Genomic DNA, 17593 nt, shown 5'->3' with positions numbered 1-17593 from the left:
CTATCGCGCACACCAAAAAAAGAGAACTCAGGCAGTTAGGGTTACCCCTTCGACTGCTAGAGTTCTCTTTTTGGTTTTATCTGATATTCGTTATGCTGTAGCCGTTGCTTTTTCCTGTTCTACAGTAACAGGCTCAACAGCTGGTTTTGTTTTCCGAATAAAGAACGCCATGATCAAAGCAACCACGGTCATTCCGGTAGCCACGATGAATGCATAGTTAACGCCGTAAATCGTTGCATCTGCTGTAGCTGCTAACATCGCTGTCTTATTATTAGGGTCAACTTGGCCAGCAGCCACTGCATCCGCCAGATGTGTTTTGAGCTTACTACTCATGATAGTAACCAGAATGGCTGTACCGATCGCACCGGCAACTGTACGCAATGTATTGGACATCGCTGTACCATGCGCGTTCAGACGTTGAGGCAATTGATTCAGACCTGCTGTCTGGATAGGCATCATCAGCATCGACATACCGAACATACGAGCCGTGTAGATAAACATCATGTAGCCGTAGGTAGTATCGATTGCCAGACGACTCAGTCCAAAAGTTGTAATTGCCGTAATGGCAAGACCTGCAACCGAAAGCCAGCGTGCGCCCACTTTATCAAATATGCGACCTGTAATTGGGGACATAATCCCCATCAATATCGCACCGGGCATCATCAGAAGTCCTGATTCAATCGGTGAGAATCCACGAATGTTTTGCAGGAAAATAGGAAGCAGAATCATACCTGCAAACATCGCCATGGTCACGAGCATATTGATAATCGTTGTTAATGTATACATGTTGTACTTGAAAATACGGAACTCAAGGAGCGGATGATCTGTTGTCAGTTGACGAATAACGAATAGAATCAGGGATATCGCACCTACGACGAGACATCCAATGACAATTGCACTGCCCCATCCATCGGTACCCGCATCACTGAATCCGTAGAGCAAACTACCAAAACCAAGTGTAGATAAAATAACGCCTGGATAATCCAGTTTAGGTCTGGACTGACGTGTTACGTTTTTGACAAAAGCAATACCAATTGCCGTTGCAATAATAGAGAATGGCAAGATGATGTAGAACAACAATCTCCAGGAATAATGCTCAACCACATAACCTGAAAGTGTAGGCCCAATCGCAGGAGCCAGAATCATCGCAATCCCCATGGTTCCCATGGCCTGACCGCGTTTCTCAATCGGGAAGATGGTCAGGAATACAACGGTCATCAGAGGCATCAGGATACCTGCACCTGCCGCTTGAATGACACGACCTACCATCAGAATGGTGAAGGTTGGACTAAGACCACAGACTAATGTACCTATGGTAAAGAGAGTCATGGCTGTAATAAAAATTTGACGTGTTGAAAATTTGGCAATCAGATATGCCGTAATCGGAATCAGTACACCGTTCACAAGCATGTAACCCGTAGTTAACCATTGGGCTTTGTTTGCATTGATCGCGAGGTCTTCCATGATTTTAGGAAGCGCTACGTTCATCAGGGTTTGGTTCAGGAATGCCACAAAGGCACCAATTAACAATGCCGCTACAATTGGGCCTTTCTTGATGTTGTCCATCGCTGAGGATGGAGCTGCAGCAGTAGTCGTACTCATATGTTGTTCATCTCTCTTCCTTCTAACTTTTCAATCATTTGACTATGAATTCTAAGTAGGTGCTCAAGGTCTTCCTTCGATATGTCCAGAATGGGTGATACTCTTTCCATCCACAAATGGTGCGTTTCCTGTTGGGCCTGTTCCCCTTTATCCGTAATCTGAAGCTTAACGGATCGGCGGTCAGCATCCGAACGTGTCCGAACGATATACTCGCCTTTGACGAGCCGCTCCACAACAGCGCTCATGGAACTGCTGCCCATATGGCATAGCTCAGCCACTTCGTTGATGCCAATGGAAGGACGCTCCCTCAGAATGGATAACACCATAAACTGGATCGAAGTCAGCTCGATCTCCTTGTTTTCATTCCAAAATGCTCGAAAAAGCATTTGATTCACTTGGCGGAACGAATTAATAATATAGAATACTTCATACGTATCAGTCATTGTTTCACCCTTTTACTTTTGGAATATAATATTTCGTACACGAAATATCAGGGGAACAATTATTTATTATAACAAAAATATTTACATAGTCAACTCTTTACATATGAATTCACAAAAATAATATTAGGACATACTAACTGTGCTACAGCCATGCCTTTACCCAACTAACCTGGACACCGTGTGTAGCATATGTAATTTGTAAATAAAATAACCATAGGGCTCCTGCATGAAACGAGCAGGCACTCCTATGGTTATTCAGAAGAATCAGCATGGTATCATACCGAAGTAGATAAGGCAGGCTCTTTGGTTTTGGGTGTTGTCATTTTGCCTAACAGATATACCAGCAATTGTTGATTGTGCATCGAAATGTTACTGAGAACAGAGTTCATGAATTCATTACGGATGGTGATTCCCCGCTCTGTCTCCATTCTTCCTTTCTCTGACAGAGATACCCACACAATACGTCGATCCTGATTATCCCGATTCCTGCGAATCAGATCATTCTTCTCCATTCGATCGAGCAGCATGGTTACAGCAGCTGGTGTAGTCGACAGATAAGGAATCAGATCCGAAGGTTTCATCTTCTGATGGTCTTCAAGTACCTCCAGTACAGCCAGCTGAGCCTCCGTTAATGAGGGTGCCAGCTCTTGATCCATATGCAATTTATAATCTTTGGTCAACCTGGACCAGCACTTGGCAAAATCGGAATTATACATCTTCCATCGCTCCTCTCTGCAACCGGTTATCACTTCACCTGCTTAAGTTTTCGCGCTCCAAAGCCGCATTCCTGCTGCCTTTTTTCAATTTCCTAGCGATCGACCGTAATCGACGAAGGTTGTTAAACTTTGCATGAATGCCCTCTTCTAATCCGCCTTCGAACAACAAAAAAAGACTTCTCGCATGACAGGATTAGCTGTTCTGCGAAAAGTCTCGTTTGTTTGTTTTTATGAAGATGATGCTGGTTGATTCTCATTGAAGTCCCTTAGAAGTTCAACGATCTCGTCCTGTTTGTCCACATGAACGATCAGCTTGCCAATATGTTTGCGCTCTGTAATCGGAACACCTTCCGAAGAGATCGGGAACACTTGGCCTTCTTTGGTCATTACAGTGATCTTACGTTGCTCTTTGCAATAGAACGCTCCAACAATACGGCTACCATTCGGTTTCACACGTTTGCCTTCTTTGAACTCGAATGTGGCAAGCCCCTTGCCTCCACGACTCTGTATAGCGTAATCCAGAAGTAATGATCGTTTACCATATCCCAGATCGGACAACACGGCAACTTCACCTTCATCTCCTTCTACCCATAGAGCCGATACAACTTCATCTGTATCTCTTAACTGAATACCACGAACACCACCGGATACACGTCCCATTGGATTAACCTCATCCTCTCGGAAACGAATCGCCATGGCTTCTTTTGTAATCAACATAATATCTTGACCACCTGTACTTAGATGTACAGATAACACTTCATCGTCCTTGCCCACTTTACATGCCGCAACTGCACCGGAACGTTTGGTAACGTAATCCTTCAGCTCCGTTCGTTTCACCTGTCCTCTTCGTGTAACGAAGACCAGACTGTGATTTGGCTCTTCAAAGGATTTCACAGCAAGCACACTTGCAATACGGTCATCTTTCGCAAGGGGAATGACATTCACAATGGCTGTGCCTGGATCTTTCCACTTGAATTCAGGTACCTGGTGAACAGGTAACAGGAAGTACTGACCTTTCCTCGTAAAGACAAGCAAGTTCTCAAGCGTATTTACTTCCAGAACCTGAGCGATATAATCGCCGTCTTTCACACCACTTCCGCTCCGTTCACCACCAGAACGTGTAAAGGACTGCATGCCTGTACGTTTCACATATCCCTCTTTGGATAACGTAACAAATACATCTTCCGCATTCACAAGTACTTCGAGATTAACCTTAAGTTCTTCCACTTCACCCTGGATCGCAGAACGACGGTCTATGCCGTATTTCTCACGAATCTCCATCAATTCCTTGCGGATGACTCCGATGAGCTTGCGGTCACTATCCAGAATGGATTGTAATTGTGCAATCTTTTTCATCAGTTCACCGAGTTCCTTCTCCAGAGAATTGATCTCCAGATTCGTCAAACGGTACAATTGCAACGTAAGGATGGAATCCGCTTGGCGTTCCGTGAATCCAAACATCCACATCAGGTTGTTTTGGGCATCTTGACGGTTCTTCGACGCTTTGATGGCCGCAATGACCTCATCAAGGATGTTAAGTGCTTTTACCAAGCCCTCGAGCACATGCGCACGGTCTTGCGCCTTCTCCAGCTCAAACCGGGTACGGAATGTTACAACCTCCCGCTGATGGGCAATGTAAGCCTCGAGAATCGATTTCAATCCTAATTGATGAGGTGCTTTATTCACAATCGCAACCATATTGAAATTATAGGTGACCTGCAGGTCGGTTTTCTTCAGCAAATAAGCCAAAATACCTTGTGCGTCCGCTTCTTTTTTCAACTCAACCACGATTCGCAGACCTTCACGTCCGCTCTCATCACGCACTTCGGCAATACCTTCAACCTTCTTCTCAAGTCGGATGTTCTCCATCGCTGTAACCAGACGAGATTTCACGACCTGATAAGGAATTTCGGTAATGACGATCTGCTGTTTGCCACCGCGCATGTTTTCAATCTCGGTTTTGGACCGGATATAGATCCGTCCCTTACCTGTGCGATAGGCATCCAGAATGCCGTCACCGCCCATAATCAATCCGCCTGTTGGAAAGTCAGGACCCTTCATAAACATCATGATTTCGTCCAGCTCAATCGACGGTTTCTCCATCACAGCGATCGAAGCATCAATGACTTCACGCAAATTGTGTGGAGGAATCTCCGTTGCAAATCCGGAGGAAATACCGCTGACACCATTAACCAGCAAGTTCGGATAACGGGATGGCAATACAACCGGTTCTTTGGCCGTATTATCAAAATTATCCTTAAACAGAACCGTCCGTTTCTCGATATCGCGAAGCATCTCCATCGCGATGGGCGACAAACGGGCCTCCGTATACCGCATCGCCGCTGCCGGGTCATCATCCTGTGATCCCCAGTTACCATGACCGTCCACGAGCATATGGCCCATTTTCCATGGCTGAGCCATCCGCACCATGCCCTCATAGATGGAGGAGTCACCATGTGGATGATAATTACCCATTACGTCCCCAACGGTTTTGGCAGACTTGCGGTAAGTCTTGTCAGGCGTATTACCTGAATCGTACATGGCGTATAAAATACGCCGTTGTACTGGCTTCAACCCATCCCGGACATCCGGAATGGCTCGATCCTGAATAATATATTTGGAGTAGCGACCGAAACGGTCCCCAACGACCTCTTCGAGAAAGGCCGGCATAAATTGTTCTGATGGACTCATTCCAAGCACCTTCTATTCTTCGTACTCTGTAAAGTCGACGTTCTCTACAATCCAGCGTTTCCGCGGATCAACCTTATCACCCATGAGCGTAGATACACGACGTTCTGCTTTTGCTGCATCAACAATCTGTACCTTCAGCATCGCACGAGTTTCCGGATTCATTGTTGTCTCCCACAGTTGATCCGGATTCATCTCACCAAGACCTTTATAACGTTGAAGCTCAACATTATTACCGAATTCCTTCATATAATTGGCCAGTTCTTCATCCGTCCATGCATATCGAACACTCGCAAGCTTACCAGACTTACGAGTAAGTTTGTACAATGGCGGCTGAGCAATATATACTTTGCCTGCATCAATTAAAGGCTTCATATAACGATAAAAGAAGGTCAACAGCAGCACCTGAATATGTGCGCCGTCCGTATCCGCATCGGTCATAATGATAATTTTGGAATAATTGCTGTCTTCAACTGCAAATTCGGTTCCTATGCCCGCCCCGATCGCCGCTGTAATGGCGCGGTATTCTTCATTTTTGAGAATGTCGGCCAGCTTTGATTTTTCCGGATTGAGCGGTTTTCCCTTGAGCGGCAGAATAGCCTGAATCTTCGAGTCACGTCCCTGTTTGGCAGAACCACCTGCGGAATCCCCTTCGACAATAAATAACTCATTTCGGGTAAAATCCTTTGATTGCGCCGGCGTTAGTTTGCCGTTCAGGTTGGAACTTTCGCTACGTTTCTTGCCTGTGCGCATATCATCACGTGCTTTGCGGGCTGCTTCTCTGGCTCTGGAGGCTTGGACCGCTTTGCGAATTAACGTTTGCGCTACCTGCGGGTTTTCTTCCAGAAACCGTTGAATATTCTCGGACACGACCGAATCCACTGCACTTCGAGCGGAAGCGCTGCCGAGCTGATCCTTGGTCTGACCTACGAACTCAACCTCTGACATCTTGACACTGATGACGGCCATCATACCTTCACGCAAATCATTGCCTTCAAGGTTTTTATCTTTTTCCTTAATCATGCTGGTACGGCGCGCGTAGTCATTCATTACACGAGTATACGCAGCCCTGAATCCGGTCTCATGTGTACCGCCACCCCGAGTAGAGATCGAGTTCACGAACGAAGCCAGCGTTTCGGTATAACCCGCGTTATACTGGATTGCCACTTCGACTTCAATGTCATCCTTCTCCGCATAGAAGTGAATAACATCATGCAGCACATCTTTATTTTCGTTAAGAAAAGCAACAAACTGGCTTGCTCCACCTTCATACATGTATTCATCCTGATTGCCCGAACGTTCATCCTTGAGCACAATTCTCAGACCCGAATTCAGAAAAGCAATCTCCTGAAGACGTTCTGCCAATGTATCATAATTAAATTGAATACCGCTCTGGAACACCCGAATATCCGGTTTAAATGTAACTTTTGTACCTGTCCGATTGGTATTGCCCAACACTTCGAGACCGGAGACCGGTTCACCGACATGTTCAATCCCTTTTTTGTCCTTCCAATACTCGAATCGCTGACGATGAATCTTGCCATCACGGAAAATCTCGACTTCAAGCCACTCGGACAATGCGTTAGTAACTGACGCACCTACACCGTGCAAACCGCCTGATTTTTTGTATCCTGATCCACCGAACTTTCCGCCTGCGTGCAAAATCGTAAACACGACCTGGGGAGTAGGAATCCCTGTTTTATGTATACCTGTCGGAATTCCCCTTCCGTTATCCTGAACCGTAATAGAACCGTCCTTATGCAGCGTGATATCGATTTTGGAGCAGAATTTGGCGAGATGTTCGTCGACAGCGTTGTCGACAATTTCCCATACCAAATGATGTAAACCTGAAGTGCTGGTGCTACCGATGTACATCCCCGGCCGTTTCCGTACCGCTACCAACCCTTCAAGTACTTGAATGTCGTCCGCGTCGTAGCCTGAAGACCCCTGTCCTCCGCCTGTCGAACCTGCCGACATATCGATTTGCTCGACCATTCATGCTCCCCCTTCTTAACTTGCAACTAAAAAAATGCCTAAAATGCAAACAGATGTTTTCTTATCCTTGTCCATTTTAATTCAAGATATCCCGTTTCGTAAAGACAAGGAATGACACAATGAGTGAAGCAATGCCCCAAACACTAAGCACAATAAGGGAAAAACCTAAATTCATACCCTCGATTGGAGGTAACCCGCCAGACAAATAATTCGGAAGTTCGAGGTTAACCATGAACAAATACTTCGCGGTCTGCCAGGACGCTGCCATACTCGTCAAGATTGTTCCTGCAATCAAAGCGGCCATCATGATAACAATACTTGCAGCAGTACTGCGCACAAGCACAGATACCATAAATGCAAGCATAGCCACAATTACACTCACAAACCAGATCAGTCCTGCCTGCATGAGCATGTACAGCCACTGGTCTACAGCATGCACTGCCGACATATCGACATCTGTTCCCACAACTTTGAATCCTGTGAAGATTGGCATGTTGAAGCCTTTATAACCAAAGACCGCACCCGATATGACATAACATATAATGTAGGCTGATACCACTATGATCGAAACAAACATAATCAGCGTAATTAATTTACTCAAAAGCACTTTCCAGCGTCTAACCGGACGCGTTAAAAGCATTTTAATCGTACCTGTCGTACGTTCACCAGAAACAAGATCTGAAGCAATAGCCATGATTAACAGTGGAATAAACAATCCAACCGCGTTGTTCATGAACTCCCGCGTAAAGGTGACACCGCCCGGTTCTTTGGGATTGATGTCATTCTCAAGATAATACTGCATCTGCTGGATATATACTGTTCTATATTTTTTGTACTCTTCAGGTACCCGATCGCTACCGAGCGAATTTTGATTGTCTGTGATGGCCTGTTGCAGTTCAAGACGCCAATCGCCGCCAAACTTGTCGCGATTATTCTCGGCAGATTTCATCTGGGCATACGTAAACATCGGTACGAGGACCGCAAGTACAATAAATATAATATAAAGCCGTTTTTTCTTCACCATCTTAATCGTTTCATTGCGGATCAGCGGCATGATATTACTCAATGGATTCACCTTCTGTCATTTTTAAGAATAGTTGTTCAAGCGTAGGCTGGATCCGCTGTACCCCTTCAACCTGTACACCAGCTTGAACCATCTGTTGCACCATATCAGGAATTCGATCTTCGTGCATCTCGGCAACCACAGCGTTGGGACCAAGGCCCGCAACAATGGTATCATCCATCACATCCGCAGGTCGACCTACCAGAGCAATGCCTGCATCCTGCAACATTTTTTTGCCTTGCTCCAGTGGTGAAACATGCCATATAGCCAACTTCGAATGATCTTCAATCAGTTCGCTTACACCTCCAACAGCAAGCACACGCCCAGCACTGATAATGGCTACTCTGTCACAGAGAAGCTGGATCTCACTTAACAAGTGACTGCTGACAAATACAGCCATACCTTCGCTGGCAAGTTGCTTAATAAAGACACGAAGTTCCTTAATCCCTTTTGGATCAAGACCATTTGTCGGTTCATCCAGAATAAGCAGACGCGGTCGCCCAAGCAGCGCTTGTGCAATACCGAGCCGTTGACGCATACCCAATGAGTACGTTCTGACTTTATCGTGAATCCGCTGATCCAGACGCACAATATCTACAACTTCCTGAATTCGTTCATTGTCCACCCCTGGTTGCATGCGAGCGAAATGCTCCAGGTTCTCCCACCCTGTCAGATATGTATATACCTCCGGATTTTCAACAATGGAGCCTACATACTTCAAAGCACGCTCAGGGTCCCGATTCACATCATAACCACAAACTTTAATTTTTCCTTCTGTTGGTTTGATCAGATCGACCAGCATCCGTATCGTAGTTGTTTTGCCGGCACCGTTGGGACCGAGAAATCCGAAGATTTCACCAGGTTTTACGTCAAATGTAACGTCCTTAATGATCCATTTGCGTCCGATCCGCTTTTTCAGATTCTGTACGGATAGGACGGAATCATACTGCTGCTCTGCCATTTAATTTCCGCTCCCTTCTGCCGGTGTATCTGCCTGGAATTCCTGTGCAATCCGAACTGCAATTTGCTCATAACCTTGTCCGTTGGGATGGAAATGATCTGACGAGAGATACTCCCCCAGATGATTTTCAAACAAATCGAATGTAGGGACCAGTGTCATCTTGTCCTCATTGTTCAAAATAGCCAGTGCAGCATCGTTCCATGCAGCCACCACTGCATTACCTGGCTTCTCCAGTTCCTTCACATCGCCAAATGGATTGTACAACCCTATGTACGCAATCTGCGCATCGGGATTAATTTCTTTTACTTTCTTCAATATCTCTTGAAGGCGCTTCGACGTTTCCGGCAAAGCCGCTGCCAGCTGCTCTGCTGTTGGCGGATCTTCCCCCTGTAGAACTTGTCCTCCCTGGAACAAATCATTTGCGCCGATCGAGAGCAAGATAAAATTGGATTGTTGTAAGACGTAACGTACGCCTTGCTCATCGAGTTTTTCCAATAAAGCATCTGTTCTCAAACCGTTTACACCCAGATTATTAAGAACCTGAACGTCATATCCTTTATCTTTAAGCAGATTCCCTGCACGTCTCACAAAACCGAGTCCTTCATCATCACCCGTGCCTCTTGCCAGAGAATCACCGATGACGGCCATCCGAATCTTGCCATCTTCCACGACAGCCGGTTCCCCCTCGATATCCTTAGATGGAGCAGTTGCCTCCTGGCCTGTCGTTAATGCGGAATCTCCCTCGGGGAAAATCACGTCTTTTATGGCGTAACCAAATCCAAATAACAACAACAAAGTTGCCAAGATGGATACTGTACTGACAGTTCTCCAGATCCATGGTGCTGAATCCAGGCTTTTTTTCTTTTTCATCATCACATCTCCACTCATGTACACCAGTCCGGGTGCTTTATAATTTATAATGACTTTACATTAAGGCGTGTCTGAAAATCCGCTTACTTCGGAGTTTTCAGACACGCCCTGATGATGCTATTCCTAAATAACATAAATGTTCTGTCGTTAATTTGCAAACTTTGGCGCTGCATTCACAGAATTCATTTTTTATATGTCATTTTACGGAAAAAAGGTTATGCCATACACAGATTTGAACTGTGTACTGGCATAACCTTGTGGAAAAGAAAATCATACTTTCTTCATTATAAATCGATTACTTACCGATAAACTCTTGTGCCCAGTATCCGTTGTAGAAACCTACACCGATATGCGTAAAGTTTTTGCTCAGAATATTGGCACGGTGACCTTCACTATTCATCCAAGCTGTAACAACTTCCTGTGGTGTTTTTTGTCCTTGGGCAATGTTCTCACCTGCATAGCTGTAAGTTACTCCGAATTGTTTCATCATATCAAACGGAGAACCATACGTAGGTGACTGGTGATCAAAATAGTTGTTGTTACTCATATCTTTTACTTTAGCAACAGCTACTTTGTCCAGAAGTGCATCTGAAGTCAGAGCGTTCAGACCTGCTTTAGCACGCTCAGCGTTCACAAGTTTTACAACTTGAGTAGCAAAGTCGGATTGTGTACTTTCGCTACCATTATTACTTGTATTGTTACCTGTATTACCTGTGTTACCCGTGTTTGAAGGATCTTTAGCCGGTGTAGTTTCCGGTTTTTCTTGAGCTGGTTGTGTTGGTTTAGCCGGTTGCTCAGGCTTAGTTGTAGGCTGAGCAGGTTTTGTTGTTGGTTGAGTTGGTTTTGTTGTCGGCTCAGCAGGTTTCGTCGTTTGATCAGGCTGCGTAGCAGGTTTCTCTACAATTTGCCCCTCGGATACGGTGTATCCATTTTGTTTGAGCCATTTCTCAATGTAAGCTTTCAAGCTGTCTGTGCTTGTAATTTTGTACGTTGTGATAGTCTTATATGTTGAATCTGCAGCAGACGCGGAAGCAGGAAGCATTACCCCTACGGCCAGTACGGCTGTCAGACTACTCGTTACGACAGTTTTCATCCATTTCTTTTTCAAATTCATTCATCTCCTTAAGATTAGTTATTACAACTTTGTAATTAATACTCTAGCAGTATATCAATTCGACAGGAGATTGTGAACCTACAAAATATGGAAAAGTAACTTTTTTGTCATTTTTTAGAGTGTTACAGATTTTACAAAAGCAAAAAAAAAAAGACATTCGGACTAAAAATGCTAGTCGAATGTCGCTTCACCATCTATTTATCATTCACCACACCAGAATGTGCAGATCAGGATATCATGAGAATTTCCATGCAATAGAAGAAACTTTATTTGTACTATAGAAGAACTTTACTGAACCGATAACCTCTCTTCTGAAAACCAATGTGCTCATAAAAAGAGTACGTTGTTGAAGTCACTTCACGGTTTGCACCCGTGACAAACAGTTGTTTACCACCTTGCTGTCTGCCCCAATCTTCGGCACGAGCCATCAGACGACGGGCAATCCCACCACCACGATGTTCTTGACCTACAATCAGGGAAGTAATTTGTGCGGCAGGTTCTGGATAGGCATGACTTTGCACACATTGCAAGCCAATCACACCAATAATTTGTTCATCCACTTCGGCAACAAGCATGCATGCGTTTGGATTGGTTTCCAAACATTCAATACGTTCTTTCATGACATTGGTTGTTGTCGGATAGCTGACCTCTCGCATCAGTCCCGTTACCGCTTCAGCATCTCGTAGCTCACACTCTCGGATCATCAGTACAGGGGCCTCAACATTATTGGACATGATTTACCTCCACTTTCAGCATATTAGCGGCTTGCACCGCTGTTTTACGAGCTTCTTCCACATCTTGACCAGCACTTAAGGCTACAGCCATTCGGCGTCCTACTTTGGTCTCAGGTTTGCCAAATACACGAATCTGAGTACGAGGAAGAGCCAGTGCTTCTTCAATCCCGCCTACAGTAAAGTCAGATGTTTCATCATTAGCCTTCAGCGTTGCTGAAGCTCCCGGTGTCAACAGATGTACACCTGTGACCGGAAAACCAAGAATTGCACGTACATGCAGCGCAAACTCGGAACTGTCTTGCGTCACCATTGTAACCATACCTGTGTCATGTGGACGAGGAGATACCTCGCTGAACACAACACCATCCGATGTGAGGAACAATTCCACTCCAAACAGTCCATACCCGCCAAGTTCATCCGTGACGGATTTGGCAATATGACAAGCTTGCTGCCATTGCTCAGGAGTCATTGCATGAGGCTGCCAGGATTCGACATAATCCCCATCCTTCTGAATATGACCAATAGGAGGGCAAAATACGGTGCCTGATACAGACCTAACGGTAAGTAATGTAATCTCACTGTCAAATTGCACAAAGCTCTCCACGATAACACGAACGGATTTGCCACGAGCCCCCGAAAGAGCAATGTTCCAGCAATCCTCCACGTCGCCCGGTGTTCGGCATACACTCTGCCCTTTGCCGGAAGAACTCATTAATGGTTTAATGACACAAGGTGTGCCAAGCTCACGTACGGCTTCCTGAAGTTGTTCCAGGTTGTCCGCAAAAAGGTAATCAGCTGTCGGAAGTTTCAATTGTTCGGCTGCAAGCCGACGGATGCCTTCGCGATCCATCGTTAGACGCGCAGCTCGGGCAGTAGGTACTACACAAAATCCCTCTTCCTCAAGCTCCAGTAAAGCTTCTGTTGCAATAGCTTCAATCTCAGGTACGATGTAATGAGGTTTTTCTTTACGGATCAATTGTTTCAAAGCTTCGGCATCCAGCATGTCGATGCAGTAAGACCGGTGCGCGACCTGCATTGCAGGTGCGTTCTCATAACGATCAACAGCGATCGTCTCTACTCCCAGTCGTTGGGCCTCAATAACGACCTCTTTTCCCAATTCTCCACTGCCTAGTAGCAGCATTTTTTTGGCTTGAGCCGTAAAAGGAGCACCCCACATGTTCTTTCCAATCCTCCCAAAGAGAAATCTTCTATATCTGTCTCTCTATTTTCGGGGTTTTGGTTAAAGATTGCAAGAGTGCTCCCTATTTTTCTTGTGAATTTTACAAGATTTTTTGTGTTTTTTCGATCAAATTTTACAATTACTGCTCACAGATTCGATACTCCTTCCATTCCTCCCAAAATTAAGGAAATGTCAAAAGAGTAGATTTTAATATTCCAGTGAACATGAATAAGCAAACAAACCCCAAGTTTAGAACCTTGGGATTTGCTTGTTTTTTTCTCTGAAAATTTCATTATGGGAGGAGACGTACGCCATCATGGGAGCATCTGGAGTCAAGTATTTTTTCGCACTATTTACAGCTAAAATCGCATCGTTGAAGGCTCCGGCAATAAGTCTGACTTTGCTATCGTGAGTTGCACAATCCCCTGCAGCAAAAACACCCGGCAGACTCGTCTGTGCATGGTGACTCATTAGAACCATTCCATCGTCCATTTCTAAGCCACAACTGGCAAGATCACTTAAATTGCTTTTATATCCATGACTAACTACGACTTCATCCACATCTAACAATACATTTTCCTGACTCTCCATATGTGTAATTACAACCTGATGGATACGTTCACCATGATTATGAAGCCGTGTGATGCTATATGGTGTTCTGACATCCGTTACATTGTTCATCTCGCTAACATTGCGTTCCATTGCACGAAACTCATTTTTTCGGTGGACGACCACTACGCTCCGTGCAAGTTGAGCAAGTTCAATTGCCCAATCTACTGCACTGTTGCCTCCTCCTGAAATGAGCACACGCTTCCCGGAAAAATGTTCTGGATTTTGCACGGTGTAATGAAGATTTTCATACTCACATTGAATCGGCTCCTGAAGCTCCAATTTCTGAATTTCTGCGATACCGCGGCCCACTGCAACAATGATTGTACGCGTATAGTGTATGTCGCCTTCAGCAGTATACAGAGCCAAAATCTCGTTGTCCAGTCGAGCGAACCGATCTACTTTGCAATTCAATTCAACCGTTGGATTAAAGGTATTCGCCTGCTGAACCAGATACTCAATCAACTTTGAACACTTCATTGGTGGCAGGCCACCCACATCCCAAATAGTTTTTTCGGAATAGGTATGCAGAAAACCACCAAGTTGGTCTTTGCCGTCAATGATCTTAACTCTCATATCACGCATCCCGGCATAAAAGGCCGCATATAATCCCGCCGGTCCGCCTCCGACGATGGTTACATCATAGATATCTTCTTCATTCATTTTAAACACACCTTGTTAATTTAGTTATGAATTCGAGATACATGTAACTTTACCCGTTTGCTTTATTTGTTTTTTGCTTCAAAAGCAGCAACAATATCATCAATGACATATTCATCGGCAAGTGGAGACATTCCCAGATTGAACCATTCCTTGCCACCCACCATATAGACGTGGTCCTGCTTGACTGCTTTCAGATTTTTCCATAACGATGAAGATAACATATCTTCAAATTTCTTTTTAATTTCCGGATTAGTCTCATCATCCAGCTGAACGATCAGATGATCTGCGTCGTATTCAGGCAGTACTTCCAAGGATACGGACATGGCAGTTTGATCTTTCGGAAAATTAGGAAGTGGATTCATTCCCAATCGTTTATGGACAAAGTTTCCTCGGTCAAGGTTCTCCCCATGAAGGACGATTTCTTTTTCCATCACTCTAATGTAGAGAACAGTCTCCTCACCAATCAGCTTATCCAATTTGGCAGCAGCTACCTTCTCCTTATCCACCAAATCCTGAATCACCTTTTCTGCCTGTTCTTCTTTGTCCAAAATTTTGGCCATATCCCGCAGTTCATCGCGCCAATCATCACGCTGTGGCAAAAGTACGGTAGGTGCAATCAGGGTAAGCTGATCATAGTCCTTTTTGGACCACCAGTCAGGAGCGATAATTAAATCCGGATCTGCCTCCATGAGGGCTTCAAAGTTAGGCGTTCTTCCTATTCCCATTTTCATCGTGTTTGCGAATGGCTCTTGCAAGTAAGAAGGAAAATCCTCATGGTAGTTCTGTACAGCGATGGGTACGATGCCAAGTGAATATAAAAATTCTGGATATACAACGGACAAACCAACTATTTTTTGTGGGTTCACCGGAATTTCAACTTCTCCCAATTCCGTGTTCACTTTTTTCACCTGACTTGTTTCTGTTGTTGAAGAATTGGCGGTACCCGCTTTTTGACCCTCGCTCGAGGATGCTTCGTTGCCTGCTGCACCGCAAGCCGAAATAATGAGCACCAACATCATGGTGCATAGTACCGTTAACCATCTGAATCTCATTCTTTATGTACCCCCTATATGGCATTTAGTTATGACAACGTCTAATTAATAATAATTATCATTATCATTTGATATAGGAGTAAGTATATTAAAATATGTTCAGGTATGATATTGACTATTCAGACTTTTTGCTATGGACGATCTTGCCATAACTTTAATATTTCATCCAACATAAGCTCATGAGTAAACGCAGTGTAGTCCAGCAGGACGCTCGACAAAAGGATATCCATTCTGCCATTCTGTACCGCTAACAACTCAAGCCATTCTTCAGACTTACGTACAGCAGACCATGTCTGCCTGGATGTCTCATCATCACCCACAATCAATAATATTCTTTCCACGTTGAGAACAGATAACTCCTTAATGGTTACTGTGCCCCGTTCCCAATAAGTCTCAACTCCTTCGGGACCCTCCATTTGCATATCAACGTAAAAAACGGAAGCAATGCTCCTTGGGCCTAACATCTGCAACGCTTCACCATAAACTTTGAGTACAACTAATCTGTCTTTTCGTATGAAATCCTCAAGCTGATCCTTTATGGTCGTTGCCTTCTCTTCATATCTTTGAAGCCATACCTCTGCAATATCAGACCTGTCCAAAAAGCTTGCAACATATCTCAAATGTTCTCTCCAATCGCCTTTTTCCCACGGGAGGTCACACACAGGAGCAATGGAATGAAGCTGTCTTTGCAAATCCTCAGACTCCGTCCCAACAGTAATAATATAATCAGGTTTAACTAATCGAAGCTGTTCCAGCCAGGTTGTCTCACTCTCTGCGAGTGGCATAACTTTGTCCGTTTCATATTTACGTCGGTAATAGTATGTCCACGGATGACTTGCCGGCGCGGCACAGGGGATGATCTGCAATGCAAGCAGTATACCAATGCTCACAGAATGAATTGCAGCAATTTTTTGTTTGCTATTACGTATAAACGCTGCTGGTGGAATGCCAGAGATTTGCTTGAACTTACGCCGGAAATACGTCTCATCCTGATAACCCACGTACGATGCCACATCCTTGAGTCGATAACTGTGATCATTTCTCATTAAGATCTGGGCTTGTTTAATTCGATATAGCGTTAAATAGTCAACAGGACTATAACCATACCTTTTCTTGAATAAACGCATGAAATGTCGAGGGCTCATTCGTGCCACATTTGCTAGTTCCTCAATGGTTAATCTCTTCGAATAATTCTGCTCCATGTAACCTTTGACATGTTCAATTGGTGAAGCCAGGTCCGTCTTTTCGGTAAAGGCCACATCGTAAAACATGGTATACAACAGTTCCTGAAAACGAATCTGACCATAGTACCTTTGCAAACCATCCTTCTTCAACGTGTGGTGGTAAATCATCTGACAGATCACGCCAACAGCAACGGGTGAAGATGAGCTGACCTCGCCATTTACTTCATTACGTAAAAGTTGCTTCATCATATCCAGGGCTGTTCCACCCTCCTGCTCCAGTGCGTACATGACATCAAAACTCATGTGATACACGCCTCTTTCATCCAACGAATGCACATTTGCCTCAACCAGTTGCCCCGGGAAGCCTACATACAGTCCGCCCGCCTTCAATTCGATGAAACTGCCATCTATCTTTAACCACCCTTGCCCACTGGCTACAAATAATAACATGTATGTTTCAATGAAGTGTTTCCTCAGAAGCCACTCCGTCGCAGGATCACTCGTATAATTCACGTGAAGGAGTCTAAAATTCATATGATCCAGGTGATCCAAATGTTTTGAATTTATTTCGTTGTTGTCCATCTGCATTGATCTCCCTCCAGCCATGAACGATTGTATTGATTTCATTCTTCAAAAATATAACATACCACACTAACGAATAAAAAAAACACTCCGGCTATCCTCTAACCTGTCTTCAATGAATAAGATGCACTTATTAT

14 protein-coding genes are annotated in these 17593 nt (G+C 44.6%); all 14 read right to left on the bottom strand.

The genetic code is table 11. From position 1 onward, the window contains the following. Window positions 1–90 precede the first annotated feature (90 nt). On the bottom strand, window positions 91–1602 hold the full coding sequence (locus tag CXK86_RS09630; protein ID WP_100527271.1) for a DHA2 family efflux MFS transporter permease subunit: 1512 nt from the start codon (window positions 1600–1602) through the stop codon (window positions 91–93). Then, complete coding sequence (locus CXK86_RS09625; RefSeq protein WP_036613308.1) at window positions 1599–2045, bottom strand: MarR family winged helix-turn-helix transcriptional regulator; 447 nt, start codon at window positions 2043–2045, stop codon at window positions 1599–1601. Before CXK86_RS09625 ends, CXK86_RS09630 begins: the two co-directional genes overlap by 4 nt. A gap of 275 nt (window positions 2046–2320) precedes the next feature. Next, window positions 2321–2761 (bottom strand): MarR family winged helix-turn-helix transcriptional regulator, encoded by a 441-nt coding sequence (locus CXK86_RS09620; protein WP_036613306.1) that lies wholly within the window; start codon window positions 2759–2761, stop codon window positions 2321–2323. A 228-nt stretch (window positions 2762–2989) separates the two neighbouring features. Next, window positions 2990–5452 carry a DNA gyrase subunit A gene (gene gyrA / locus CXK86_RS09615; protein ID WP_047843513.1) on the bottom strand — a complete coding sequence of 821 codons (2463 nt, stop codon included), beginning with the start codon at window positions 5450–5452 and terminating at the stop codon, window positions 2990–2992. A 12-nt stretch (window positions 5453–5464) separates the two neighbouring features. Next, complete coding sequence (parE, locus tag CXK86_RS09610) at window positions 5465–7444, bottom strand: DNA topoisomerase IV subunit B (RefSeq protein ID WP_036613300.1); 1980 nt, start codon at window positions 7442–7444, stop codon at window positions 5465–5467. 76 nt (window positions 7445–7520) lie between these two features. After that, entirely contained in the window at window positions 7521–8510 is a 990-nt protein-coding gene (locus CXK86_RS09605) for an ABC transporter permease (protein WP_036613298.1), read from the bottom strand. After that, the gene (locus CXK86_RS09600) at window positions 8503–9468 is read right to left on the bottom strand and encodes an ABC transporter ATP-binding protein (RefSeq protein WP_100527270.1); all 966 of its coding nucleotides are present in this window, start codon (window positions 9466–9468) and stop codon (window positions 8503–8505) included. The genes CXK86_RS09605 and CXK86_RS09600 overlap by 8 nt, the downstream gene beginning before the upstream one ends. After that, window positions 9469–10338: a GDSL-type esterase/lipase family protein gene (locus CXK86_RS09595; protein ID WP_036672919.1), complete on the bottom strand. Its 870-nt coding sequence runs from the start codon at window positions 10336–10338 to the stop codon at window positions 9469–9471. A gap of 295 nt (window positions 10339–10633) precedes the next feature. Then, the gene (locus tag CXK86_RS09590; RefSeq protein WP_101313638.1) at window positions 10634–11446 is read right to left on the bottom strand and encodes a CAP domain-containing protein; all 813 of its coding nucleotides are present in this window, start codon (window positions 11444–11446) and stop codon (window positions 10634–10636) included. Window positions 11447–11727: 281 nt separating this feature from the next. Further along, window positions 11728–12186 carry a GNAT family N-acetyltransferase gene (locus tag CXK86_RS09585; RefSeq protein ID WP_036613284.1) on the bottom strand — a complete coding sequence of 153 codons (459 nt, stop codon included), beginning with the start codon at window positions 12184–12186 and terminating at the stop codon, window positions 11728–11730. Continuing rightward, window positions 12176–13363 (bottom strand): formate-dependent phosphoribosylglycinamide formyltransferase, encoded by a 1188-nt coding sequence (gene purT, locus CXK86_RS09580; protein WP_047843517.1) that lies wholly within the window; start codon window positions 13361–13363, stop codon window positions 12176–12178. The genes CXK86_RS09585 and purT overlap by 11 nt, the downstream gene beginning before the upstream one ends. Before the next feature lie 252 nt (window positions 13364–13615). After that, window positions 13616–14638, bottom strand: coding sequence for an NAD(P)/FAD-dependent oxidoreductase (locus CXK86_RS09575; RefSeq protein ID WP_076250039.1), 1023 nt, complete (start codon window positions 14636–14638; stop codon window positions 13616–13618). A gap of 62 nt (window positions 14639–14700) precedes the next feature. Then, window positions 14701–15690 (bottom strand): ABC transporter substrate-binding protein, encoded by a 990-nt coding sequence (locus tag CXK86_RS09570; protein WP_101313637.1) that lies wholly within the window; start codon window positions 15688–15690, stop codon window positions 14701–14703. A gap of 131 nt (window positions 15691–15821) precedes the next feature. Next, window positions 15822–17324: an AraC family transcriptional regulator gene (locus CXK86_RS09565; RefSeq protein ID WP_180361741.1), complete on the bottom strand. Its 1503-nt coding sequence runs from the start codon at window positions 17322–17324 to the stop codon at window positions 15822–15824. Window positions 17325–17593 lie beyond the last annotated feature (269 nt).

The sequence above is a fragment of the Paenibacillus sp. BGI2013 genome (assembly GCF_002843485.1).
Classification (GTDB): domain Bacteria; phylum Bacillota; class Bacilli; order Paenibacillales; family Paenibacillaceae; genus Paenibacillus; species Paenibacillus amylolyticus.
Note: the sequence above shows the minus strand (reverse complement) of the source record. Positions and strands in the feature narration are given on the sequence as shown.